Genomic DNA, 24,323 nt, shown 5'->3' with positions numbered 1-24,323 from the left:
TAAAAACGACAAGAAAATTCGTTGTATTAATCTGACCACAACAATAATACCGAAAATAAAAAAGGGAAATGAATACATTCATTTCCCTTTTTTATTTTATAAGACTAATGATTAACCAAAAACATCATTCAAGATTTTTGCCAAACGTAAACCACCTCTAAGCATACAATTTTCTGCTTTATAAATATTGTTATAAATGTAGTTATAAGATAAGTTTGCGTTGAGCTCAACATCTGCATAGATTTTATCTGAAAGCTGATTTGACTCATACAACCAGCTCGCTAATGTACCACCTTGCACCTGCTTAACTTCATTTTTACTTAAAATATCCAACACTGTTGCATATTCAGTATAGCTATATTTTTCACCATCGATCAAATCTGAATCCCATACACGGTGTATATTAGATTTTTTTCCGAACCAGCTTACTTCAATTTTATTTCCACCTTGATCTTCGGCTCTACTTACGTGCATCGGCTGATGAGCGTCACCGATTAAATGGATCAGCATGTATAAATTTTGTTTCTTTTTTTCAAGCGTTAAATCTTTTTCTGAAAATGATTTTTCCAATCTCAACACCGTTTTGTATAAATTTTCTTCATTGGAATTTTCCATTGCTAACTGAAAATCAGCCCAAGGTAGATGCGGATTAGTATTTATAAAATGAGAATTCCCCAATTTTTTAAATTCATCATGCGGATCAGATTTAATAAAATCACCCCAATTTGCCCAATAAGCTAGTTTCTGTTTTCCAATTATTTTTTGAATATTCTTTTTTGCTTTTTTTGTCAGATGACGTTCTGCGACCTCAGCAACGACACGATGTCCAGTAGATCCCCATGCGAATACGGAAGAAATCTGCAAAGTCATTGCGAGTACAATTAGACTTTTTAGTATATTTTTCATAAACAATACAATTTTAGCGCAAAGGTAAAAATTACATCCTCAAATAAAACCCTATTGACGTAATAATTTAACTTTTGAAAATTTCAAACCCATATTGAGCATCACACCAAAACTCATCGAGAGCAATTAATCTTGGTTTGAAAAATGATATCAGATCGGGCCAGTCTTCTTGTTTAAAAATACTTTTTCCCTCCATAGTCATATAGATCATACTTACAGATTTCCCTTGTTCATCTTCCATCTCCAGATCCCAGGTCCATTCCTCTCCTAGTATAGCTGTTAGAATGGTTTTGTACTCTTCAAACTGCTCCATCATAAGTTTACGCATTGATAGGTCACGATGACTCCACTCAATTGCTATTAAAGAAAGGCGTTTATCTGCCTCCATCTTAAAGCGTAGATTTTTAATACCGGTTCTATAGTTTACCCAATTAATTTTCTCTCCATCAGCAGAGTTATTTAAAGCCATATACTGTCCAAATCGGGTCCAAAAAGTCTCCTTCAACTGTTTTACTTCTTCTCTTGAATACATGGTACTTAATTTTAAAATGACGAAAATACTACTTTTATTTTCATAAATGACTAAACATTCGTCTCCACTTTGGCGTTTTTATTGCATGTACCCATAGGGACAGCTCACAGATTTATGAACAAATCATCATTATTATGGATAAGAAAAAATCACTTCTCATACTCGCCGCTACCGCTGCCGTCACGTTCGCTTACAATGCGTTAAAACCAGTAAAATCCAAAGTCAAAGTCATCGAACCTTTTGACATAGATCGTTACTTAGGCAAGTGGTATGAAATAGCAAGGCTAGATTTTAAATGGGAAAAAGGTCTGTCACAGGTTACTGCTACTTATAACAAAAATAATGATGGTAGCATTGCGGTAAATAATCAGGGATTTCATGACCAAAAAAATAAATGGAAACAGTCAATCGGTAAAGCAAAGCCTATTGATTCATCAAAAAAAGCGGCTTTAAAGGTATCCTTTTTCGGTCCATTTTACAGTGGTTATCATGTAGTGAAAATTGATCAAGATTATCAATATGCACTCATTTTTGGAGATAATTTGGATTATATGTGGATATTATCCAGAGAAAAGACAATACCTGAAGATATTAAATTAGCCTATTTGGAATATGCGCGTAAATCTGGTTATGCCATCGAAAACCTGGTTTGGACCAAACAAGATTAGCCAAAAATAGGCTTTAATACACCATAGTCAAGAGTTGGGTCTTGAGCAAAAACTCGAGCCAGCTCTTCACGATCTTCCTCCGTGATAATCCCACCAAGTCCCTTATTGTATAATTCAAGCAAATACAAGGAAGCCTCAAGCTTGTTTTCATAGGTTAAAATTGCACTTCCCACATAAAAATTTAATACCGATACTGCATATTCACCGAAAATGTCAAATCCAAATCCTGCGCCCGACTGTACTGCAAAACGCATATATTTTTCAAAGTCAGATTTTAAAATTTCCTTTACCTTGTTTTCCATATCCGCAAAAATGCAATATTATAGTGAAATAAAAAAAAGGAGATGAACTTCGTTCACCTCCTTTTTCTGTTCCAATTGGACCTATCGTACGCTTATAGCAACGATACGATCCAATACGCGTTCCGCTTCAGGTGCATCAGCTGCTGCTTTTGCAAACTCAGAACCATAACCTTCAGCGCCAATAACCTGACTACTAGGTCCTTTTCCAATCAAATATACTTTAACTACCTCAGCGCGATCTGTAGATAATTTCTTATTAAAATCCTCATTTCCAGTTTTATCTGTATACCCGCCAATCTTTACAGTTGCTGCAGGGAAAGCTTTTAGAATTGCCGCTATGTTTTCTAATTGAACTTGACTTTCAGGAAGCACTTTAGCCGTACCTGTTTCAAAATTTAAATTATCAAAATTAAACCACTTATCTTTCAGTTCATCCTCGCTTAGCGCTTTGTAGTCTGTTTTTAGAAACTGCACCAACTGATCTTCAATACCACCTTTATAGGCTTTTAACTTTACACTATCCGGCAAAATCACCTCTAAACTTTCGCGAACGACCGGAGTAACAGCAACAACAGTCAAACTTGTGTCTACAGCTGTTGTATTCATGCTATCGGTAACAACTACCTGATCTTTATCACCTTTACAGCCTTTCCCGAATAAGAACCAAAGAACAGCAATAATTACGATGGGTATTAAAATTTTCCAAATTCCTCCACCGCCAGAAGACGGGGTTTCTGTATGTAATGGATCAACAATGGGACCGGAAGGCGGAGGTGGAATAATAGGAACATGATCAATAGGAGGCACAACCGGAGGTGCTGCAGTGACTGGATTATCATGATTTACAGGTTTCGGTGGAACAATAGGTGGTGTTACAACAGTCAACTCTTCCTCTTTGGAAACAGATTCATTTGTGACCTCTTCTGGGTGAGTAACTTGAAGTTCCTCTTTAGTAACTGGCACTGATACCAATATTGCTTCTACAGGCTTATCTGTAATACTGCTATCGTGTAATTCACTATCAGTAGAAGAGGATCTAATTTGATCCGCCTGAGCAAAAGAAGTTCCAAATGCCGCTAGTCCTAATCCTGAAGGCAATGCGGCTGTAAAATTATCCTTATTTTCATTTAATAATCGACCGATTGCACTTACATCCCAATTTGTTCCATTTTGTGTTAAACCCGAGAATACAGCAGGTAATGAAACACTTAATAACTTTTCAACAGTGGATTCATTGCCTCCAACAAGGCTGCCTAAGCTTGAAATAATTGAATTAAACTTGTCTCCAAAGATAGATTGTAAAAGATCATTGTGATGAGGTTCAATAGGCTCTGCATCTACCAATCCATTGATACGTCCTGTTTCAGTATTGGTTTTTAAAAAGTCACCAAAATTAAAATCTCCATAATATTGTTTAGCTTTCTCTAAAATTGCAGCTAAGCCACTTCCTGACTCTTTTTGCAACCCTAAGAAAACAGTAGGAACAATTGCTCCAATAGCTGATTTCACTTTTTCTTTATCTTCCCCTACGGAATTACCGAGCTTAGATAAGACTTCATCATTAAAAAATTCTTTAGCAGAATTTAAAAGGTTAATTTCCATAATGTTCAAATTTTAGTTTATCCGTTACTTTAAGTTACACTTCACGATCAAGTGCTATGCTGCAATTTCACCTTGTTGTAACAATTACATACCAAGAATTGTTTTAACACAATATATAATGCTGAATTTTAAAACTTAACATTAAACAAATATGGGTTTGCTATATTAGCCCATTAATATGATATTAAGACTATAAATACCAACATCAACTATTATTAAACATGATCAAACGTACACTCGCAACGACATTTTTCTATTTAGCATCACTATCTATTTTATTTGCTCAAAATAAACCTAAATATATATTCTATATGATCGGTGATGGTATGGGACTCAATCAGGTCAATTCTACAGAAGTCTATTTGGCAGACCTTGAAAATAGAATCGGTTTGAAACCTTTAGTATTTTCGCTTTTTCCTGTCGCTACTTTTGCTTCTACATACTCCCTATCCAATGGCATTACCGATTCTGCTGCTGGTGGAACAGCACTTGCTGTAGGATCAAAAACTAAAAATGGTGTTATTGGAATGGACTCAACACAAACAAAACCTTTAAAAAGCATCGCTTATGCGGCTAAAGAAAAGGGGCTAAAAGTCGGCATCACAACTAGTGTCAGCATTGATCATGCTACTCCTGCTTCATTCTATGCACATCAAACAAGCAGAAATAAATATTATGAAATAGCAACAGATATTCCTAAATCAAACTTTGATTTTTTTGGAGGATCTGGCTTTTTAAAGCCTAATACGAATGCTGCCAAAGAATCTGTAACGCCAATTTTCACATTATTTGAGAAATCAGGTTATACATTAGCTTTTGGAAAATCGGATTATCATCGATTGAAATCAAAAGCAGATAAGATGATCTTGATTAACAATAAAGATACTGATCCTGAATCCTTAAAATTTGCAATCGATCAAAAAGATGGAGATCTCAATCTTAAAGAAATTACGGAAGTAGCAATTGAGTCACTGACAAAAAATAATGATAAAGGTTTTTTCTTAATGGTCGAGGGAGGAAAGATTGATTGGTCCAGCCACAGCAATGATGCGGCAACTACACTGCATGAAGTAGTCGATTTCAATAACTCCGTACAGGTTGCTTATGATTTTTACTTAAAACATCCGGAAGAAACATTAATCATTATTACTGCCGACCATGAAACAGGCGGTATGACCTTAGGAAATGGAAGTAGCAATTTAAACTTCAAAGCCCTCGTAAACCAAAAAGTTTCTCAGGGAGAACTTTCTAAAATAATTACTAAAATACGTATAGAACAACCTAAGACAACTTGGGAGCAAATCAAAAATATACTAGCAGAAAATCTTGGTTTATGGACAAAAATTAAAGTCAATGAACGTCAAGAAAAAGCTATGTTCCAGGCATATGAGAATAGTTTTATCAAACATGTAAACGCAACAGAAAAAAGCCTGTATGCCAATGATGAAAAACTAGTAGCTGAAGCTGTCAAAACATTAAACGAAGTCGCAAATATATCATGGGCTTCTGGCAATCACTCTGCAGGTTACGTTCCTGTTTATGCAATCGGAGCTGGCTCTGAACTGTTTACTCACAAAATGGAAAACACCGATATTCCTAAAAAAATCGCACAAGCGGCGGCATTAAGCTTATAATAAGCAATAAAAAAAGCGGGGGTTATCAAAATGATAACCCCCGCTTTTTTTATTTTAAATCTTCATCTATTTATCATGCTGTTTATGCATCTGTTTTTTCTCGCTTTTAATATTTAAAAATTCGACTAAAACAGAGAAAGCCATTGCAAAATAAATATATCCTTTTGGAATATGCTGATCAAATGCTTCTGCTGTCAGCGACACCCCGATCAAAAGAAGGAAAGACAAAGCTAGCATTTTCACGGAAGGATAATTATTGACAAACTTACTGATCTGCTCGGAGGATAGTAACATAATAACAACAGCAATAATTACTGCCGCAACCATCACACCTATTTGATCAACCATACCAACCGCAGTGATCACAGAGTCTAATGAAAAAACAATATCTAAGATTAATATCTGAAAAATTGTACTTAAAAAAGTTACACCCTTTTTATTGACTTTATGTTCTTCAGTGTGCCCGTCCATTTTATGATGTATCTCGGTCGTACTTTTATAAATTAAAAATAGACCTCCAATAAATAGAATTAGATCCCTACCTGATAATTCCAGATAACGAGACCAATCCGGATTGTCAATACCAAAAGTAGTTGCAAGATTAATAAATGGTTCTGTCAAAGACATGATCCATTTAATTGAAAATAACAGAAGCACACGAGTTACTAATGCCAACATCAAACCTAACTGACGGGCCTTTTTTTGCTGTTCGGCAGGGAGTTTACCGCTAAGAATAGAGATAAAAACAATATTATCTATTCCAAGCACGACTTCCAGTACTGTCAATGTCAGTAGTGAAATCCAAATCTGTGGGTCTGAGATCCATTCCATAAAATATGTTGAGGGTTTTTATAAATTAAATTATTTATAATGTGCTAATGAAAAAACATGGGGACTAAACCGGGTTAATCTTCCCTGGCTATTTAAAAAATCTAGGCTGATGACAAAACAATATCCAGCGATTTCACCACCTAATTTTTCAATCAATTTACTTGCAGCCACTACAGTGCCACCTGTAGCCAGCAAGTCATCATGGATGAGAATTCTACTTCCTTTTGGAAAGGCATCTTCATGGATTTCTATAGTCGCCTGTCCATACTCAAGAGCATAAGACTCTGAAATTGTATGAAAGGGTAATTTCCCCTGCTTACGGATGGGAACAAAAGGAATCTTCAAACGATTGGCCAACATCATTCCAAACAGAAAACCTCTGCTCTCAATACCAGCAACAGCATCAAGTTTACAATCCTTTACCTGTTCTACAAAAGCGTCGACCATCTCTTCACACAGCTGTGCATTTTGCAATAGCGGTGTAATATCCTTAAAAACAATTCCAGGTTTAGGGAAATCATATACATCCCGAATGATATGTTTTAATTTTTCTTCAAGCATCTTTAAAAGATTAAATACGGAGCAAGTTTACGCAAAAAATCATCATCTAATAAGATGACCTTTTTTAAATCTTCCAAATTACGAAAATGACCATGTTGATTTCTGTAATTGACGATTGCAGTACTTTGCTTAAAACTAATATAAGGATGTTTAGACAATGACTTTACATCCAACTCGTTAATTGTTAATTTTGAAACTGCATGATGAGGACTAATCTTTAGAAAAGGAAGTATGGCATCAAATGTTTCAACAGGCAGCCCATAAATCTCTTTAATCTGATCAACAGATACAAAGCCACCCAGAGACTCTCTATATTTCACAATCCTTTTGGCAAAAGTTGAACCGATACCTTTTAGCGCTATGAAAGCAGTAGTATCCGCATTGTTTATGTCGATCTCTCGAGTTTTTAATTTATTCTCAGAATCATTTTTAAACTGAGCTAAACTATCTTTTCCTCTATTTTGAACCTGATTTTTAACTGTCGTTGGTGCAATTTCAATATAATTTTCCAATTGCTTAAATGTAGCCGGAGAGATAGAATAGATCTTAGCTAAATCTTCCTTTTTATAAAATCGGCCTCCTTTTTCTCTATAATTGAGTATGACCTGAACCTGTTTCTCTTTCAATCCCAGTTTTATCCAGCCTGCTTTATCCAAACGATTGGGATCAAATCGAAATAAACTACCTTCACCCCCTTTATCATAAGGATCTTTATCTTTATGATCCCCTAAAGACCGATATTCATTCGATTGACCAACATCTGTTGTATCATTTTCAACAGATGTAAAAGCCTGAATATTGTAATTTTCTAAATTTAAGTCGGGTTTACTAAAAAAATTGGCTATAAAAGGAAAACTGAACAGGAATAGCATCAATATACTCAGTACAAAGAATCCATTCTGTTCAGTTCTTGAGAACTTGAAGTATTTAAAAAACTGACGTAGCACAATAATTTAGTTTTCATTTAAAATACATAAAATTTAAATAAAACAAAACTAAATAATCTGAAAACCAGATAAATACTACATCAAAATACGTTATAAACTATTTTTATCTACTTTTTCTACTTTACTATCGTTCTTTAAAGTTTTAGAAATAGCATCAAATGGCCTTGAGACAACCTCATCACCTTTTTTCAGACCCGATAAAATTATAATATTTTTATCGTCCTGAATGCCTGTTTTCACAACGGTTTGTTTAACCAATCCATTGTTAAAGACAAATACATATTCTTTCAAACTGTCTGTGCTTAAACTATCTGCTCCCGTACCATTTCTGATGGTAACAGATTGTATTGGAATAGCCAACCCCTTCTGATGTTTAGTAAAGATCTGTACTGTTGCAGATAGACCTGGTTTAAAAGGAGAGGCACTATTCTCCTTAATTAAATCCTCATAAGAGCTCAATTGTATACGCACTTTGACATTAAAGTTTGTAACCTGCTCGGTTGATGAACCAGCAGTCACTGTAGCAATATTTTTAGATGAAGAAGCAATCTCAGTAACAATACCTTTAAATTTACGATCTTGATAAGCATCAACTTCAATCTCTGCTTCGTTTCCTACACGGACGCGATTAATATCATTTTCATTCACATCCACATTCACTTCCATAGCGTCCATATTAGCTATACGCATGATTTCTGTACCCGCCATCTGTGCCGTTCCAACCACACGCTCGCCTAACTCAATAGATAATAATGACACGACACCGTCACTTGGCGAATAAATTGTTGTACGATCTAAATTATCTTTTGCTTCTTTGACAGTTGCCTGAGATTGGTCTATACCAAATTTCGTAGATAATACAGTCTGTCTTTGTGCTTCAATAGCTGCTAAAGTTGAGTAATATTCTGCCGAGCTTTTGTCCATTTCAGCTGCTGAGATCACTCTTTTATTAAACAGTTCAAGATTTCTCTTGTAAGTTGCTTCAACATTACTAAAATTAGCTTGTTGCTGTTTTAATTGTTGTTGTGCAGCTGCGAGATTTGCTTTCTGAGAATTCAAAGTCGCAATAGATCTTTCATAACCTGATTGCAAAATATCAGGTTTTATACGACAGAGAACTTGTCCCTTTTTCACTAAATCACCTTCTTTAATATTCAGTTCCACAACTTCGCCAGATACCTCAGAGCTCAACTTAACTTCAAATTCTGGTTGAATTTTACCACTTGCAGAAACCAGCTCATTGATATTCATTTCCTTTACAGGATCTACAGCAACTTTAACGATATCCCCTTTTCCGAACCATCCCAATTTGCTGCCAACTAAAACCAATATTAATAGAACAACTGCACTTATTAATATGATTTTTGGTAATTTATTTTTCTTTTTAGCCATTTCAGATTTTCATTAAGGGGTTATTTAATATCAAATTTAATTGGATTTCCAACATAATAATCAATTATTTTATCTTTAAAGATCATATTATACTTTGCTTGGATTAAATCAAATTCTGCTTTATTTCTATTTGTTTGTGCGGTAAACAGTTCAATACCATTCGCCATACCTATATCATAGCGTTCTTTGATCACTTGAAATGCATCTGTCGCACTACTAAAAGCAGCTAAACTAGATTGATAACGCTGTGCTGCGGCAGAAAGGTCTAAAACAGCCTGATTAACGGTTTTATTTAAATTTGTTTCTAAAAGCTGTTGATTGGTTTCTGCCAATTCTAGATTAATCTTAGCTTTTGATACATTTATTCGGTTTTTATTATTGTCAAAAATTGGTACCGACAAAGTCAGTCCTGCCCCAAATGATTTATTTTGATTAAACTGGTCACCAAAAGGAAGATAATCTCCGGTAATTAAATTTCTTCCTTTGGAAGAATAATTGGTACCATAACTCACTCCTAATGAAAGAGAAGGATAATAGCCTCCTTTCGCAATATCAATTTGTTTTAATGCTACTTCCTTATCTAATTGAGCCTTCTTTACCTCTGGATTGAAACTTTTAGCTTTTTCAAAGACATTAACTGCCGAATATTGACCTAGCACATAGTCCACCGCTTCTACTTCTGGTTTAACCAATTTCAACTCTGCTTGTGGAGACATCTCCATCAATTGTTTCAATGTCAATAAAGAAGATTCATAGGCATTTCTAGCATTTACCAAATTAAGCTCATCCGTGGCAACTTGATTTTTAGATTGAGAAAGATCTGCCAAAGTTTTATTACCTACTTGAAATTGGATGGAATCATTTTTCACCTGCTCTTTGGATAAAAGAATCTGCTGCTGGCTCGCAATCGTCAATTCACTGTTTGTGATTGCTTCCAAATAATTAACCAATACAGATAACATCAAATCATATTTTATCTTTTCAATTTGCGTAGCGGACGACTCTAATAGTAATTTATTAGCTTTGATTTGGTTGATCTTCTGAAAACCTTGAAAAATGGTTACATTAGAACTCACAGAAGCGCTAGATGTCCTCGTCCATTCATTTCCTGTGATCACAGTACCCGATACTTGGTCAAATGCAAATCCATTATTAAATCGCTGATTTACACCTATGCTCAAATCGGGATATAAATTGGATTTTGCCTGATAGACGTCCTGCGCCGCTAAATCTTTATTTAAACTAGCCTGCTTGACCTGCAGATTTCTTTCTAAAGTAATTCGAATAGCTTCCTCTACGGTTATTTGTCCTTGTCCAAACCCCGCATACCCCATCAAGGAAAACATGATGGTCATAAAAGCCATTTTCTTATAATTTTTTCTATCGTCCATAGTAAGAACCTAATAGTTTTAATATTTTTGCTAAAATAAAAATGTATGTATCTCGTTAAAGCACCTTTCTTTCTTAAATTATTATATCCAAAATCAATCTGGAATAAATCAAGGAAAGAAAACAAAATTTACCTCACTTTTGATGATGGTCCTATTCCGGAATTAACTCCATTTGTTTTAGATACTTTAAAACAGTACAACATCAAAGCGACTTTTTTTTGCGTAGGTGAAAATATTAAAAAAAATCCACATTTATTCGAAAGAATTTTGTCTGAAGGCCATCAAGTCGGAAATCATACTTACAATCATTTAAAAGGCTGGAAAACTGACGATGCTAAGTATCTCGAAAACATCCGACAGTGTCAAGAGCTTACCAAAAGTAAGCTATTTCGCCCTCCATATGGAAGAGCTAAAAAATCTCAATTAAAAGAACTCTATTCTGCATATGAAATTATTATGTGGGATGTTCTAACCGGTGATTTTGACCTTTCACTTTCCCCTGACCAGTGTTTAAAAAATGCAATCAGAAATACCGAAAATGGATCAATTATCGTTTTTCATGACAATATAAAAGCAATACCTCGTGTAGAATATGCACTTCCTAAAACTATAGCTTATTTATTAGAGAAAAACTACCGATTCGAAGTGTTATGATTTGCTTTTTCAAGTACTTTTAGTTCATAGTATTGCGCACTACTAACACTAAAATATCCAAGTGCACCATTAGATATATTAGATATCGGATTAGAGGGAGCTGCAGAACCTGGATTTAACCCTTTAACATTGGACCAGTATGTGTATACATCCTTGGCGATACATTGTCTCAAAACTTGAATTTCGTCTCCAACTTTTATGTCTTCATCTTCATTACTTATTTCATGCTCAACAAATAATCCATCATTAAATTTATCACTAAATACATCGCTAAATTTAAATTCCTCATCATTCAATTTCAACTTATACTTGTAATAGTTTTCTTGATTAGCTGGATCATTAAAACCAAATGAAGCATATATATATTCATCATTAAATCTTTTTTTACGAACTAAACCGATGGAATCTACTGCTACATATTTAGGCATGATACAGGTTGACTCAAAATGGCTTCCATCAGACATTGTAACTGATAAGGCATATCGATCACCTTCTTTGAAAGTCATTCTATCAATAACATAGCTACCATTATTCCTATCAGCAAATTGATAAGAACGGCCACTACTCATATTTGTCACTTGCACATAAGCGCCTAACACCGGATCGTTGGGTGATGTATTCGAAAAGTCGACAACACGGTTAATGGAGATTGTTTGAGACACATTTGCATTATGCAGATCTCCGACAATAACATATTTACCGACTACAGCATCCAACTCTAAATCTATTTTATCTTCACATGAACTTAAAAATACGGCCGTTACCAACACGATACAATTAAAAACAGTTTTTATATTCATCACAATAATTTATTTATTCATTAATAATCAGTTTTTATAGATCATCACGCTAATGCTTGATTTGATGATTTAACTTCTTGAATACCTATCGGTACCTTACTTTTAAAATCATTAAAATTTAAAATTCCAGGTCACAGAAGGAATTATACCGAATAAAGCGATACGGTAAGCCTCGGTAATATTAGCATTATCCTCATTCTCTCTAAAATCAATTAAGTACGCGTTTTTTCTGTTGTATGCATTATACAGCCCAAAAGACCACGATGAGGAATACCTTTTATTGAGCTTGGCACCTGGATCGTAAGTTGCAGATACATCAAGACGGTGATAATTAGGCATCCGATAACTATTGCGATCTGTATAATAAAACAAGGTTTTACCGTCTACTTGATATTTTCCAGAAGGAAAAGTAACCGCATCACCTGTGTAGTAAACAAATGTAGAGCCCAAAGTCCATTTATCTGTCAGCTTATACATCGCTACTAAAGCGACATTATGAGTTTTATCTTGTCTGGCATTGAACCATGCTCCATTATTAATCTGATCAAATTGACGCTCACTTTTCGATAGCGTATAGCTCAACCATCCTGTTAATTTTCCTTTATTTTTTTTCAAAAACCATTCTACGCCATAAGCTCTTCCTTTACCGAATAATAATTCTCCATCCAACATTTCGTTTGCCTGTAAGTCAGCACCATTCTTAAAATCAATCTGGTTTTGCAGATCTTTGTAATAGGCTTCTACCGAAGCTTCATATTTTGCATTTTCAAAATTCTGAAAATAGCCTAGTGATACTTGATTTGCTAACTGTGGTTTGATGTTATTGGAACTTAAAACAAATTGATCTGTTGGAAGGCTTGATGTCGTATTCGTCAGCTGATGCAAGTTTTGAGAATTACGATTTAAGGATGCCTTTATACTTTGATTGTCATTGAACATATAATTTAATGACAATCTTGGTTCTACAGTGAGATAATTTTGAATTATCTGATTTTTCTCATAAATAGTTTTCTCTGTGGCATTTCCATCAGCATCAAAACTATAGATGGTACCTGGCCCTAACATACTATAGTTATTAACGCGTACACCGTACAATGCTTTAAATTTATCTGATATAGACCATTCATCTGACACGTAAACAGCCGTCTCCAACCCTTTTCTTGGTTCGATCTCAATTGTGTTTACTGCGGATCCCTCTCCCCCAAAAAGACTGGCAGGACGAATTGTCTGAACAGATGCTTGAACTCCAAACCGGATCTGATGATCATTATTAGGATAATATTGAAAATCTTGTTTAAAATTCAAATTTTCAATCTTTGAAGTGATTTTGAAGTTTGAATTATTTTCAATATTCACGTTGTAATTAAAATCGCTGTAGATAAATGTTGTGTTACTAAAGAGCTTATTAGTCCAAACGTGATTCCAGCGTATCGTACCAGTCGCATTACCCCAATTAAAATCAAACAAATCACTATAGGCCATGGCATCTTTTCCAAAATAACCAGATAGAAACAAGGAATTCTTATTATCAAAACGATAATTTACTTTAGCATTCAGGTCATAGAAAAACAATTTGCTTTTGTTTACATCTTCATCCTTCGATAATTTAAGAAATAAATCGGCATAAGTTCGACGTCCACTAATCATAAAAGACCCTTTGTCTTTTACTATAGGTCCTTCCACTTTAAGTCTAGATGCGATTAAGCCCACACCTCCTTCTACACCAAACTCCTTGTTATTTCCATCAATCATACTGATGTCCATAACCGAGGAAACCTTACCTCCAAAATGTGCCGGCATACCACCTTTATAAAAATTCACATCTTTAATCGCATCAGAATTAAATGTAGAGAAAAAACCAAATAAATGTGACGCATTATATACCGCTGCTTCATCTAGTAATATTAAATTCTGATCACCCCCACCACCACGCACATAAAAAGAACTACTGCCTTCTCCTCCACTTGTCACACCTGGTAGCAATTGAATTGTTTTTAAAACGTCTTGCTCTCCAAAAACAACGGGAATATTTTTAATATCTTTTATTTCTAATTTAACCAAACCGGTTTGCACACCAGATACATTACCGATCTTCCGTCTTCCTGACACCACAACTTCGTCAAGCTTTCTTCCTCCAGGGGTCATATCAACATTGAGTACACTATCTCGATCAATCACAACATTGAAAACTTGCTCATCAAATCCAACATAAGATACAGCAATAGATTGATTTCCGGCAGGCAACTGAATGGAATAGAATCCATAATTATTTGTTCTTGCAATCTGACTAGAATTCAAATCCCGAATTACTGCTCCAATTAGAGTTTCACCATTAGCTGCGTTTTTAATGTATCCAGAATATTGGAATTTGCCCTGAGCAAAAATTTGAGAAAAAAATAAAAAGAACAAGACAAAAAAGATAGGTCTAAGAGATCGTAACATTATTTTGATTTAGTGTTTACCAAAGATAAAAAAAGCCTTGTGGTTAGCAAGGCTTTGTGTCATAAGTTTATAATTAATTAATAAAGATTTTGGAAAACAAAAATAAATCATTTATTCATAATAGCCAATTATTTATTAATTTTTTACAAAAGTATCTTTTTTTATAAAGAACTCATTGAAAAATGCCATCTGATAAATGATTGATTTAGACCAATAATCCCAGTTATGGGCACCTGACCGGGTAATAAATGTATGTGGAATATTGTTATAATCTAATTTATCATGAATTGCTACATTTACTTTATAGAAAAAATCTTCCTTCCCACAATCTATGATCAAATCCAATTTGTTGGGTTCAAGCAAATGCACCTGATTGATAACTGATTTATTCTCCCATTCAACAGGATGAGCCGTATAGGTTCCGATTCTACTTTTGATATTCCAATTCATAGGAAAAGGACGAATATCCAATCCACCAGAGGTACTTCCGGCGGCACCGTATATATCCTGATGATTAAGCGCTAATGTCATGGCTCCATGTCCTCCCATGCTCAATCCTGTTATTGCTCGTGCCGATCGATCTTTCTTTGTTGAATAATTAGCATCAATATGTGTTATTAGTTCTTGACTAACAAAAGTATCATACTGATAATTTTGATCACCTTTTACGTCCCAATACCAGCTATCAAATCCTCCATCAGGACAGACAACTATGTATTGATAGTTATCAACAAGCTTTTTTACAGCAGGAACATTATTTACCCAATTATCATAACGTCCACCAAAACCATGAAGTAGATAAAGCACGGGATATTGATTTTTCTTATCGTATTTTTCAGGTAGAATTACAACAGCCTTTATCCCTTTAAGCATACTTTTACTATTGATTGTTAATGTATCTACAGTAGCGGCATGACCTTTAATGAGAAATAAAAAAAATAGTGCCACTAACCAATATTTGAGTTTCATGTTCATTGTATTATAGTTTTTCAAAAAAATAAAGTGATGATTTAAGTCCAAACGGACGTTCACTGATGGTATAAAATCCTTCTCCGTTTAATCCAAAAGTAATAGCTTCCCCCTGTGGTTCAATCTGATAAGGAATTAATGTGGGTTTCCTAGACAGAGCCTGTTCAATCGACTCGTTCCTATTTCTAGTCCAATAAAATATTTGCGTTAAGTTCTTAATTATTATCGCACTACCTGTGGGACTGATATTTGCGGAAGTTGTAAAAGTAAATGGCAATGTTTGAACAGGTGTCAATAGGCTGAAATTCTTTTTCACATTATTAAATATTGTAGCCTTATAAACTGTTGATTGAAAATCTCTTTTCGAAATAACATAAAGCTGATGATCTACGGGATCAACAAATAAAGCTTCTGCATCCCGAGGACCATTCTTATATCGCAACGTAACGGTACGGATTACTTTCTTCGGAATATGAATTAGCGTATCACCATGCTGATATGTTGGCTCAGGAAATATGTGAAGTTTAATATTTTCACGTTTCGAATTATTATCTCCAATATCTGCTAAAATTAAAAATGAATTTCCATTGATGATTACGCGCGCTATATCTTCACAGTCCTTCACAACAATGGATTCTAGTTCATATGTACATAACAAACTACATTTCTTATCGATCAAATAAACCCGAGCCTTATCTCCACTATCATTGTGCACCCAAAAACAGGATGATTGTTTCGCATTGATAATTCCGGACAATTCATTTAATTTCCTATCAGAAATCTCACCTAAGGCCACCTGCGATTTAAAGAGCTGTTGGCTGGTTTGGGTAAATGCGATATGAAATTGTAAAAACAAAAAGGAAAAAACAATAACTTTGTTTAATAGGTTCATGCGTTAAAAATACAATATTTTTTAATCAAACAACGTTTTCTATTTACAAATGAAGCATATGATCAAATTTTCATCTCTAATATTTTTACATCTTACAGCATTTAGTTTAACATCTTTGGCGCAAACAAATGATTTTACAATTAAAATGAAAAGCGGTATCCAGAAAGAGCAGGCATTGCAGGTAAAATATTATAATAGTGCAGATTGGGAACCTTTTTATGCTAAAATAGAATCTTTCTCCTACGATCCCAATTATAGTTATGAACTGCGAATTAGAAGAACAAAAGTAGCAAATTCAGTTCCTAATAAGCCTAGTTATCGTTATACTCTCCTGAATACAGTACAAAAATCTCAGGTAAACTCGGAGAAAATAATCTTAGAAATCAATGATAAATGGGTAGACTGCCAGGGTGTAGGGCAAATGAAGTGCCTACAGGTGAGGTCTACTCCCAAAGATGATTGGGAATATTTTCACAGTCATATAAACGGATTTGATTACGAAGAAGGTTATATTTATAAATTAATAGTGAAGCGTACCAAAATCGAAAATCCGCCACAAGATGCTTCAGCTTATCAGTATAATCTTGTAAAAATTGTGACGAAAACAGCAAGTAAAAACAAAAGATCTTTACCAACAGCAGCAGTATTCTTATCAAGACATAAGTGGAAATTGATTAGTTTAAATGGAAAAGATGTAGCTAAATATAATGCTCACCTACTTTTTGATGCTGATAAGGGCCGGATATCAGGAAACTCGAGCTGTAATAATTTCTTTGGACCATTTATCATAACTAGTAATACGATTGAATTTCCAAATATAGGAACCACAATGCGGGCATGTATGGGTGATAATATTGAATCTGACTTATATCAAGTCCTTGAAAATAGGGAACTTCATTACGATATAGCGGAGCAGACGTTTAATCTGTATATTAAAAATAAACACGTTGCTATTTTCGGCCTGACAGAAAAATAAGTCTTCAATATATGCTCTTTACAAAAACAAATATGTAGGATGATGTGTTTTACAATAAAAAGATCGAAATTATGTCATATACAAAATTCACAAAACTGCATCAGCAGAGTAACTTGCTGATTTTAGGAAATGTCTGGGATGCACACAGTGCTAAAATAGCGGCCTCTGCCGGATTTCAGGCCTTAGGTACCTCCAGTCATGCAATTGCTAATTCACTTGGCTATGCCGATGGAGAGCAAATACCTGTGAATGAGTTATTATTTGTCGTCGAAAGAATAGTGAAATCCGTAAAAATACCTGTTTCTGTCGATTTTGAATCTGGTTATTCAGACAACCCATTTGAAGTTGCCAAATATGTAACACAGCTTTCTGAAATGGGAGTTGTAGGAATCAATTTGGAGGACGGAAAGGTAGTTAAGTCTGGACGCAAGCTCGGTAAAACAGGTATTTTAACAGAAAAAATTGAAGCCATTAAATCGAGCACTAAAAATATATTTATCAATGCTAGAATTGATACCTTTACCACTAAGCATGAAAATGCGCTCGAAGAAACCATTAAAAGAGCTAAAATTTATGAAGAGGCAGGTGCCGATGGTTTATTTGTACCACTAGCAGAAAGTAAAACAGATATTGAAAAAATTGTTAATTCAACACGTTTACCGCTTAATTTATTTCTAACGGATAAACTCGCAAAACCCGCTGTATTAGCAGAACTAGGTGTGAAAAGACTGAGCCATGGTGCAAAAATTTACGAATATTTAGTCGCTCAAAACACGAAACTATTTCATGATTTTTTGGCCAATCCAAAACTTCCTAAATGATATTTTATAAAAGCCATTTATCTTAGTAAAATGGCTTTTATAATTTTACTCCTCACTCAACTGCTGTAGTGCTTCTTTAAATTTAGTTGACTTAAAGTTCATTCCCCCCCCATGTTTATTTACCAGTACCCCTTTTCTATCCAGAATAATTGTTGTCGGTATAGATTTCGTTTGCAGATCCAATGGTAGCTCTGTTTTAATTCGGTATACTGGAATACTATACTTTCTTTTTTTCATAAAATTTCCTCCTTTAACTGCATTGCCGTCCATATCTACTGCCATGAAAATGATATTGCTATTTTCCCTCATGTCGAGATAAAGTTGATTCAGTCCCGGCATCTCAGCTAAACAGGGTATACACCATTTTGCCCAATAGTTGATCACAACAACCTTGCCTTTCAGATTGCTTAAATTGATATCTTCACCATCACTATTTTCAAATAAAACATCATAATCTTGCTGCAATCTTGCTGAATAATCTTTTATATTGATGGAAACAATAAAGGAGAAACAGAATAATCCGATCACCGAAATTAACCATCCTATATTTTTTTTACAAACTCGCATAACATCACCTGTAGTCCAATCTCAAAAATAGAATTTTTTATCAACTTTTATGATAGGCCTAACTAAATACTACCCTCACAATCAAAAGATTAATAAAACAAAAGATAACCCTTTGCTATATTCCTTAAAATGTTAATCTTATTTTAATATATAATCGCTATATTCATTTAAACAAACTGATACATGATCAAAAATAATCAGCTTACAACTAACATATCAAACAAATATGCTTACAATAAACAATTACGAAGATTATAAATCCTATGAAGGAAAGCTTTTGGGATTATCAGAATGGCACAAAATTGATCAGCAACAGATCAACAGTTTTGCTGATGCTACTCTAGACCATCAATGGATTCATGTCGATAAAGAAAAAGCGGAATCCGTTGGACCTTTCAAATCTACTATTGCTCATGGATACTTAACGCTTTCACTCATTCCTTACCTTTGGAAGCAGATTGCTGAGGTTAGAAATGTAAAAATGGAGATTAATTACGGTATTGAAAATCTAAAATTTGGTCAAGCTGTTTTAGTTGATAGCGAAGTTCAGTTGCAAGCAAAAGTAAAATCTGTGAACAATTTAAGGGGTGTTATAAAAGTTATTATCGAAGCTACATTATTGATTAAAGATAATGCTAAACCTGCATATGTAGGTGATGTTATATTCCTTTATCACTTCATGTAGTAAATATACAAAGCATCCATGTTTATATAATGGCACATGGATGCTTTGTATATTTAAGAAAAGCTAAGCGGGAGATACCATATTCCGCTTGAGTTTTTTATACATACTTTTAAGCGACGGAGATAAAAAAATAACAATCAAAATAATAATGCTGATGAGTGACATCAATTCATAATAATCCATTGCAAAACGTACAAAAGCCTGATTTTTGACACGTTCTGTCACCAATTTGACTGCTGTTGCATGTTCATGAAACTGAAGACCATTTTTCAGCAACGTTGCACTTTCTTTTTCAAAATAACGCTGTAATATGATATTATTCTGCTGCAGATAGTCTTGAAAAACCATCTGATGTTGATTGGTGTCAAATAATTTGAAGAAATTTTGTAAACCGATACTACTGGTGTAGCCCAAATACCGTATAGCCAGACAAACCGCCGCCGCAGAAACGGCCAAATGTGACTTCACACTCGCTATTGTAAATAAAATAGTAGGGACCATGATCAATCCAACCCCAAATCCGTGGAGCCATAAAGGAATCCAGAAATAATAATCATTCCCTTCGCTTTCAAAAGAAAAAAACATCACCTGATGGAAACTCAATAAAAAACAATAACCTAATATCCAGATCCACTTGACTGCTTTATGGGCAATAATCCAGTACATGGAAAATAACACCCCCATAATAATTCCTAAAATATTAAACCATTGCACATAGGATAAATGGATCGGATCTAGTTTTAAAACCTGAGAAAAATATTGATTGGACACGGAAAGCGAAAATCGTTCGATATACATCATAAAAAGGATCAATAACCCTAAAAGTAAGCGTCGATTTTTAAAAATGGAAATATCAACATACACGCGTTTTAAAATCAACTGACGGATGATAAAGCAAATCAACAAAGCGATTCCCAACAACAATGCAACCTGCATATGCTGATCTGAAAACCAATACACTTCTTGTCCATACACCATCATATAACCAAAGGCAATGATGACACCACTAAAATAGATACTACTTGGCCAGTCTAGTGAAAACAAAGGATAAGGCCTAATATGACGTATTGATTTCATCGAAAGCAGTATCATTAATAAGCCCGGCATAAAGGCTAATGCAGCATAGAGGTATAATACATCGAAATTAAAGGAATCAATAAACTCTGCAGTTACAAAACTATTTAAGGGGGAGCTGCAGAGCAACATTCCGAAAAAGATAGAATAGCTTACCTCCTTAGCTCGTTCACTATTTAACCTTGAAAAAATCATCGATATGGATAGGTTTACCGCACTGGCAAATAACATTCCTTGCAGAAAGCGCAATCCATAGACCCAGGTAATATCCGTAATTCGATACATCAGAAAACAATTCAGTATCTGTAATAAATTGAATATAACATAATACTGCTTTACTGGAAAAAAGAGGAAGAAACGTCTTTCTAAGATATAAAAGCCAACAAATCCGGCATAGAATAGAATTATCAAAAACTGAACATCACTGGGCTGACTGCCATAATAACCTGCAGTAACTTGAATATTGGCTCCGGGCAAAAAGAATAATACCATACTCGGCATTAAGCAGCTGAATAATATTAGCTTAATCAACCATTCCGGAACCCATTCCTTAAATATCTCTCTCACTACTTTTTATTTTTAGCAACAGATACATTTACGTTCATGCCGGAACGCAAAATTTGTTCACCCTGCTTCTTTTCCAATTCAATTCGCACTGGAACACGTTGGACTATTTTAACAAAGTTTCCAGTTGCATTATCCGGAGGTAATAAAGAAAAAGAAGAGCCTGTGGCAGGGGAAATTGAAATAATTTTCCCTTTAAAGACTTGATCGGGATAAGCATCAGCGATCACCTCTACCGAATCTTGAATACGCAGATAGCGCAATTGGGTTTCTTTAAAATTTGCAGTCACCCAAGTCGGTGTCTCAGCATTAACAATAAATCCCAATACTTCACCAGCATTGACCATCTGCCCCTCTTCAATACTCCGTTTACCGATCATACCGTCATAAGGAGCACGAACCACTGTGTATCCTACATCCAGATGTTTTCTCCCAGCAGCCGCAGATAGTCTATTCTTTTCTGCACTGACTACTGTTTTTTGTACTTCGACATCTCTCACCCGCTCTTGCGAAGCTTCCAATTTATGCTGAAGTGCAGCCAATTCACTTTTATAAACGTCTAAAGTCGCTTTGACATCTTCCATTTGCTGGGCTGTGGCAGATTTTTCTTCATAAAGAAATTTATACCGATCATACTCTAGTTGTTGCTTCGTTACCCTAGCCTCATTTGCATCAATAGATTTCTTTAATGATTCATGCTCCTCCATTAGGATCTGCTTTTGACTGCTCAACACATTCATTTCAGCATGCTCTTTGTATACAGAAGCATTAGCTTGATCGGCCTCGTATCTATATTCACGTTGATCAATAATCAGCAACGTATCACCGCGTTTTACAAATTGGTGATCATGGTAATGCACAGAGACAATGTACCCTCCCACTCTGGAGATAATAGGATTGATATACTGAGTTACCTGGGCATCATTTGTGTAAGCATAGTTTAACCGAATCCATAATGTGCGTCCTCCCCAGAACAATAATGCACATAATACAAGTGCTGCGATCCAGTTTGTTAATTTTGTCAACTTAGCATCGGTCAATGACCAACGAGATTTAGGTTTCATTAAATAGTACCTTTTAAGAATTCAATAAAATAATAGTGTTTCTGTATTGCTATTTTAGCAGTTTCGAGTTCAAATAACGTTTTTAGATGCTCCATGTCTGCGTCTAACAGATCTGTAACAAGAGCTGATGATTTAAAATAACGGTTTTTGATAATACGAGCATTTTCTTTGGCAAGACCAACATTCTTCAAGCACACATCTCGTTGTACACAAGCTAATTTATAATCCAGATGTGCTTGTAAAAGTTGATGTTGCATATGCTCTTCTTCTAGATGGTGCTTTACTTCTTCTCTATCCACTGCAACTTTCGCAATTCTTACGAGATTTTTATTACTATAAACAGCTGAAATTGGGATCTTCAATTTGAGACCGACAATTCCTAAATTATACCAACTATCATTATATGGGTATAGAAATATCTGTGGATTGGCAAAAGTAAAATTACCAGCAAGACCAAGTTCTGGCAGATAATTTGCTTTAGATTGCTTAATTGCCAGCTGTTTTATTTTCACTTCCTGTTCAGATTGCTGCAACACAAAAGCATGGTGTTTAGCAAAAGCCCAGGATTCATCATAACTATCAACCTTTACTATAAAATCATGTGGCACTGGAACGATTGTGGCATCGCCACCAATAATGAAATTTAATCTCTGATTGAATGCTTGAATATCATGGTCAATTTGAACCAGCAACAGTTCGCGTTTAGAAAGTTCCAGTTCCATACGCAACACATCACTATGGAGTAAAGCACCCGAAGTATATAAATTTTTTATTTCTTTTAACTGGGCTTTCTGATCAATAATATCTGATTCAATTAAGGTTTTATCCATATAAGATCTTTCTAGATCTAAAAACAGATTACATACATCCAATTTGATCCCTGCTTTATCATTTGCCCACGCAATAGAAGCAAGCACCTGTTCCAATTTTCGGGATTCAATTTTCATCATATCTTTATGACCATTGTAAAGATTTAGATAAAAATCAACCCCAGTATCATATAAATAATGAATGACATCGTGTTGACTTGGTTTGTTAAATAGTCCATGATCATAGACGGGCATATTGGTTGCATAACTAGCAGAACCACGTAATGAAATTTCCGGGAGCAATTCCATTCGCTGTTGTTGGACTGCCAATTTACTTTCTTCAATCTGCAAATAGGAAGTTTCTATTTGCTTGGAATTCAGCAATGACTTACTGATTATATCTTCCAAAGATGTTCGTAACGTATCAGAAGCCTGGACTTCTGAAATAGCAGATAATAACAACCCAATTGTTAGCATCCGCTTTACCATGCTGGTAATAAATATCACTTTCGTTTCTATAAAAATTTTGCGTTGCAAACATAGAGACTATTTGGATAAATAATTTCTTCACAATTGCCAATATCTTATGCATAAAAGACAAAATCAAATAAATAGAATACAAAACAACTCAATTAAGACATGCTATGAAAACGCAAGAACTCATTTAATGAAAATTAAATTCTAAAATAGAAATATATTTACAAACGACATAATGTTATTTTCTAATATAAAACCCATATGACGTAAAAAAGGTCTACTGAATAACGGGAATGTATTCAGCAGACCTTTTCCTTATGGTATCATATATTTTTTAGCTAGACCCAACCGTAAAAACCTAACTTATTCCTTCGCAGGCCGTAATAAAACAGTTATAATTTAATACCAGATTTTAGTCAAAATCAAAGAAATCTGAAAGAAATGATTTCTTCTTTTTAGGATATTGCTGATGTTTATTATGGTCATCACGGTGACCCTCGCGATAATGCTCACGATAATCGGATCTTTCCCTATTGCTATGCTCAGGACGGACTGATCGATCTTCATAAGTATTTGAAGATACTTTGTTTTGCTCAGCGGCATAAGACATCAACTTATCAAGTTCTCCTTTATCCAACCAGACACCTCTACAAATAGGGCAATAATCAATTTCAACCTGATGACGCTCTGTCATCAATAAAGTTTCGTTGCAATTTGGACATTTCATATCTTTCTATTTCTAATTTTTCAATCAATTAAATAG

Annotated in this window: 24 protein-coding genes; 6 read left to right on the top strand and 18 right to left on the bottom strand. The window is 34.7% G+C overall.

What is annotated here, in order from left to right; all coding sequences use genetic code 11:
* Nucleotides 1-111 precede the first annotated feature (111 nt).
* Both WH188_RS02335 and WH188_RS02330 read right to left on the bottom strand, forming a co-directional pair.
* Nucleotides 112-906: a S1/P1 nuclease gene (locus tag WH188_RS02335; RefSeq protein ID WP_021188444.1), complete on the bottom strand. Its 795-nt coding sequence runs from the start codon at nucleotides 904-906 to the stop codon at nucleotides 112-114.
* A gap of 67 nt (nucleotides 907-973) precedes the next feature.
* On the bottom strand, nucleotides 974-1,438 hold the full coding sequence (locus WH188_RS02330) for a DUF4268 domain-containing protein (RefSeq protein ID WP_021188445.1): 465 nt from the start codon (nucleotides 1,436-1,438) through the stop codon (nucleotides 974-976).
* Between the two features lie 134 nt (nucleotides 1,439-1,572).
* Between WH188_RS02330 and WH188_RS02325 the strand changes: the two genes are divergently transcribed.
* The gene (locus tag WH188_RS02325) at nucleotides 1,573-2,106 is read left to right on the top strand and encodes a lipocalin family protein (protein WP_168125849.1); all 534 of its coding nucleotides are present in this window, start codon (nucleotides 1,573-1,575) and stop codon (nucleotides 2,104-2,106) included.
* Here the strand turns inward: WH188_RS02325 and WH188_RS02320 are convergent.
* Nucleotides 2,103-2,408, bottom strand: a complete 306-nt coding sequence (locus WH188_RS02320) for a hypothetical protein (protein WP_021188446.1) — start codon at nucleotides 2,406-2,408, stop codon at nucleotides 2,103-2,105. The two genes, WH188_RS02325 and WH188_RS02320, sit on opposite strands and share 4 nt — an antisense overlap.
* Before the next feature lie 81 nt (nucleotides 2,409-2,489).
* Nucleotides 2,490-4,010, bottom strand: coding sequence for an OmpA family protein (locus tag WH188_RS02315; RefSeq protein ID WP_339423202.1), 1,521 nt, complete (start codon nucleotides 4,008-4,010; stop codon nucleotides 2,490-2,492).
* Nucleotides 4,011-4,231: 221 nt separating this feature from the next.
* Here WH188_RS02315 and WH188_RS02310 point away from each other — a divergent pair, with 221 nt between their 5' ends.
* The gene (locus WH188_RS02310; RefSeq protein ID WP_168125847.1) at nucleotides 4,232-5,644 is read left to right on the top strand and encodes an alkaline phosphatase; all 1,413 of its coding nucleotides are present in this window, start codon (nucleotides 4,232-4,234) and stop codon (nucleotides 5,642-5,644) included.
* A 66-nt stretch (nucleotides 5,645-5,710) separates the two neighbouring features.
* Here the strand turns inward: WH188_RS02310 and WH188_RS02305 are convergent, their stop codons facing one another.
* The 5 genes from WH188_RS02305 to WH188_RS02285 form a co-directional block, all read right to left on the bottom strand.
* A complete protein-coding gene (locus WH188_RS02305) occupies nucleotides 5,711-6,475 on the bottom strand; it encodes a TerC family protein (RefSeq protein ID WP_168125846.1) in 765 nt (254 codons plus the stop codon).
* Between the two features lie 30 nt (nucleotides 6,476-6,505).
* Nucleotides 6,506-7,036, bottom strand: a complete 531-nt coding sequence (locus WH188_RS02300; protein ID WP_168125845.1) for an adenine phosphoribosyltransferase — start codon at nucleotides 7,034-7,036, stop codon at nucleotides 6,506-6,508.
* 2 nt (nucleotides 7,037-7,038) lie between these two features.
* Nucleotides 7,039-7,983: a ComEA family DNA-binding protein gene (locus WH188_RS02295; RefSeq protein WP_339423201.1), complete on the bottom strand. Its 945-nt coding sequence runs from the start codon at nucleotides 7,981-7,983 to the stop codon at nucleotides 7,039-7,041.
* Nucleotides 7,984-8,073: 90 nt separating this feature from the next.
* A complete protein-coding gene (locus tag WH188_RS02290; protein ID WP_168125843.1) occupies nucleotides 8,074-9,375 on the bottom strand; it encodes an efflux RND transporter periplasmic adaptor subunit in 1,302 nt (433 codons plus the stop codon).
* A 20-nt stretch (nucleotides 9,376-9,395) separates the two neighbouring features.
* A complete protein-coding gene (locus WH188_RS02285) occupies nucleotides 9,396-10,766 on the bottom strand; it encodes a TolC family protein (protein ID WP_021188451.1) in 1,371 nt (456 codons plus the stop codon).
* Between the two features lie 45 nt (nucleotides 10,767-10,811).
* Between WH188_RS02285 and WH188_RS02280 the strand changes: the two genes are divergently transcribed.
* Entirely contained in the window at nucleotides 10,812-11,420 is a 609-nt protein-coding gene (locus WH188_RS02280; RefSeq protein ID WP_168125842.1) for a polysaccharide deacetylase family protein, read from the top strand.
* Here the strand turns inward: WH188_RS02280 and WH188_RS02275 are convergent.
* From WH188_RS02275 to WH188_RS02260, 4 genes are all read right to left on the bottom strand, one after another.
* Nucleotides 11,399-12,220 (bottom strand): DUF4249 domain-containing protein, encoded by an 822-nt coding sequence (locus WH188_RS02275; protein WP_021188452.1) that lies wholly within the window; start codon nucleotides 12,218-12,220, stop codon nucleotides 11,399-11,401. The two genes, WH188_RS02280 and WH188_RS02275, sit on opposite strands and share 22 nt — an antisense overlap.
* Nucleotides 12,221-12,331: 111 nt before the next feature.
* Nucleotides 12,332-14,662, bottom strand: coding sequence for a TonB-dependent receptor (locus tag WH188_RS02270; protein WP_168125841.1), 2,331 nt, complete (start codon nucleotides 14,660-14,662; stop codon nucleotides 12,332-12,334).
* A gap of 135 nt (nucleotides 14,663-14,797) precedes the next feature.
* Complete coding sequence (locus WH188_RS02265) at nucleotides 14,798-15,631, bottom strand: alpha/beta hydrolase (RefSeq protein WP_339423200.1); 834 nt, start codon at nucleotides 15,629-15,631, stop codon at nucleotides 14,798-14,800.
* Between the two features lie 10 nt (nucleotides 15,632-15,641).
* A complete protein-coding gene (locus WH188_RS02260; protein WP_168125840.1) occupies nucleotides 15,642-16,523 on the bottom strand; it encodes a hypothetical protein in 882 nt (293 codons plus the stop codon).
* A gap of 145 nt (nucleotides 16,524-16,668) precedes the next feature.
* Between WH188_RS02260 and WH188_RS02255 the strand changes: the two genes are divergently transcribed.
* Nucleotides 16,669-17,499, top strand: a complete 831-nt coding sequence (locus WH188_RS02255; protein ID WP_339423199.1) for a DUF4377 domain-containing protein — start codon at nucleotides 16,669-16,671, stop codon at nucleotides 17,497-17,499.
* A 71-nt stretch (nucleotides 17,500-17,570) separates the two neighbouring features.
* The gene (locus WH188_RS02250; protein WP_132772940.1) at nucleotides 17,571-18,320 is read left to right on the top strand and encodes an isocitrate lyase/PEP mutase family protein; all 750 of its coding nucleotides are present in this window, start codon (nucleotides 17,571-17,573) and stop codon (nucleotides 18,318-18,320) included.
* 45 nt (nucleotides 18,321-18,365) lie between these two features.
* Here WH188_RS02250 and WH188_RS02245 read toward each other — a convergent pair whose 3' ends face one another.
* Nucleotides 18,366-18,887, bottom strand: coding sequence for a TlpA family protein disulfide reductase (locus tag WH188_RS02245; protein ID WP_132772941.1), 522 nt, complete (start codon nucleotides 18,885-18,887; stop codon nucleotides 18,366-18,368).
* A gap of 226 nt (nucleotides 18,888-19,113) precedes the next feature.
* Here WH188_RS02245 and WH188_RS02240 point away from each other — a divergent pair, with 226 nt between their 5' ends.
* Nucleotides 19,114-19,572 carry a MaoC family dehydratase gene (locus WH188_RS02240; RefSeq protein WP_168125839.1) on the top strand — a complete coding sequence of 153 codons (459 nt, stop codon included), beginning with the start codon at nucleotides 19,114-19,116 and terminating at the stop codon, nucleotides 19,570-19,572.
* A gap of 63 nt (nucleotides 19,573-19,635) precedes the next feature.
* On the opposite strand, the gene WH188_RS02235 is transcribed toward WH188_RS02240, so the two are convergent.
* The 4 genes from WH188_RS02235 to WH188_RS02220 all read right to left on the bottom strand — a co-directional run bounded on the left by WH188_RS02235 (nucleotide 19,636) and on the right by WH188_RS02220 (nucleotide 24,287).
* Nucleotides 19,636-21,213: a beta-carotene 15,15'-monooxygenase gene (locus WH188_RS02235; protein ID WP_132772945.1), complete on the bottom strand. Its 1,578-nt coding sequence runs from the start codon at nucleotides 21,211-21,213 to the stop codon at nucleotides 19,636-19,638.
* Nucleotides 21,213-22,274 carry an HlyD family secretion protein gene (locus tag WH188_RS02230; protein ID WP_132772947.1) on the bottom strand — a complete coding sequence of 354 codons (1,062 nt, stop codon included), beginning with the start codon at nucleotides 22,272-22,274 and terminating at the stop codon, nucleotides 21,213-21,215. The genes WH188_RS02235 and WH188_RS02230 overlap by 1 nt, the downstream gene beginning before the upstream one ends.
* Complete coding sequence (locus WH188_RS02225) at nucleotides 22,274-23,560, bottom strand: TolC family protein (protein WP_165905977.1); 1,287 nt, start codon at nucleotides 23,558-23,560, stop codon at nucleotides 22,274-22,276. Before WH188_RS02225 ends, WH188_RS02230 begins: the two co-directional genes overlap by 1 nt.
* 412 nt (nucleotides 23,561-23,972) lie before the next feature.
* Complete coding sequence (locus WH188_RS02220) at nucleotides 23,973-24,287, bottom strand: TFIIB-type zinc ribbon-containing protein (protein ID WP_132772951.1); 315 nt, start codon at nucleotides 24,285-24,287, stop codon at nucleotides 23,973-23,975.
* Nucleotides 24,288-24,323 lie beyond the last annotated feature (36 nt).

The sequence above is a fragment of the Sphingobacterium sp. MYb388 genome, assembly GCF_037479535.1.
Lineage (GTDB): Bacteria > Bacteroidota > Bacteroidia > Sphingobacteriales > Sphingobacteriaceae > Sphingobacterium > Sphingobacterium anhuiense.
The sequence above is the reverse complement of the archived record's forward strand: the minus strand, read 5'-3'. Positions and strand labels throughout refer to the sequence as shown.

Bases quoted from the DNA above. Each gene is read 5' to 3' on its own strand.
- WH188_RS02315 (WP_339423202.1), bottom strand. From the start codon at position 4,010: ATGGAAATTAACCTTTTAAATTCTGCTAAAGAATTTTTTAATGATGAA.
- WH188_RS02310 (WP_168125847.1), top strand. From the start codon at position 4,232: ATGATCAAACGTACACTCGCAACGACATTTTTCTATTTAGCATCACTA.
- WH188_RS02305 (WP_168125846.1), bottom strand. From the start codon at position 6,475: ATGGAATGGATCTCAGACCCACAGATTTGGATTTCACTACTGACATTG.
- WH188_RS02240 (WP_168125839.1), top strand. From the start codon at position 19,114: ATGCTTACAATAAACAATTACGAAGATTATAAATCCTATGAAGGAAAG.
- WH188_RS02260 (WP_168125840.1), bottom strand. From the start codon at position 16,523: ATGAACCTATTAAACAAAGTTATTGTTTTTTCCTTTTTGTTTTTACAA.
- WH188_RS02220 (WP_132772951.1), bottom strand. From the start codon at position 24,287: ATGAAATGTCCAAATTGCAACGAAACTTTATTGATGACAGAGCGTCAT.
- WH188_RS02255 (WP_339423199.1), top strand. From the start codon at position 16,669: ATGAAAAGCGGTATCCAGAAAGAGCAGGCATTGCAGGTAAAATATTAT.
- WH188_RS02325 (WP_168125849.1), top strand. From the start codon at position 1,573: ATGGATAAGAAAAAATCACTTCTCATACTCGCCGCTACCGCTGCCGTC.
- WH188_RS02270 (WP_168125841.1), bottom strand. From the start codon at position 14,662: ATGTTACGATCTCTTAGACCTATCTTTTTTGTCTTGTTCTTTTTATTT.
- WH188_RS02230 (WP_132772947.1), bottom strand. From the start codon at position 22,274: ATGAAACCTAAATCTCGTTGGTCATTGACCGATGCTAAGTTGACAAAA.
- WH188_RS02275 (WP_021188452.1), bottom strand. From the start codon at position 12,220: ATGAATATAAAAACTGTTTTTAATTGTATCGTGTTGGTAACGGCCGTA.
- WH188_RS02245 (WP_132772941.1), bottom strand. From the start codon at position 18,887: ATGCGAGTTTGTAAAAAAAATATAGGATGGTTAATTTCGGTGATCGGA.
- WH188_RS02320 (WP_021188446.1), bottom strand. From the start codon at position 2,408: ATGGAAAACAAGGTAAAGGAAATTTTAAAATCTGACTTTGAAAAATAT.
- WH188_RS02300 (WP_168125845.1), bottom strand. From the start codon at position 7,036: ATGCTTGAAGAAAAATTAAAACATATCATTCGGGATGTATATGATTTC.
- WH188_RS02250 (WP_132772940.1), top strand. From the start codon at position 17,571: ATGTCATATACAAAATTCACAAAACTGCATCAGCAGAGTAACTTGCTG.
- WH188_RS02265 (WP_339423200.1), bottom strand. From the start codon at position 15,631: ATGAAACTCAAATATTGGTTAGTGGCACTATTTTTTTTATTTCTCATT.
- WH188_RS02225 (WP_165905977.1), bottom strand. From the start codon at position 23,560: ATGCTAACAATTGGGTTGTTATTATCTGCTATTTCAGAAGTCCAGGCT.
- WH188_RS02290 (WP_168125843.1), bottom strand. From the start codon at position 9,375: ATGGCTAAAAAGAAAAATAAATTACCAAAAATCATATTAATAAGTGCA.
- WH188_RS02285 (WP_021188451.1), bottom strand. From the start codon at position 10,766: ATGGACGATAGAAAAAATTATAAGAAAATGGCTTTTATGACCATCATG.
- WH188_RS02335 (WP_021188444.1), bottom strand. From the start codon at position 906: ATGAAAAATATACTAAAAAGTCTAATTGTACTCGCAATGACTTTGCAG.
- WH188_RS02280 (WP_168125842.1), top strand. From the start codon at position 10,812: ATGTATCTCGTTAAAGCACCTTTCTTTCTTAAATTATTATATCCAAAA.
- WH188_RS02330 (WP_021188445.1), bottom strand. From the start codon at position 1,438: ATGTATTCAAGAGAAGAAGTAAAACAGTTGAAGGAGACTTTTTGGACC.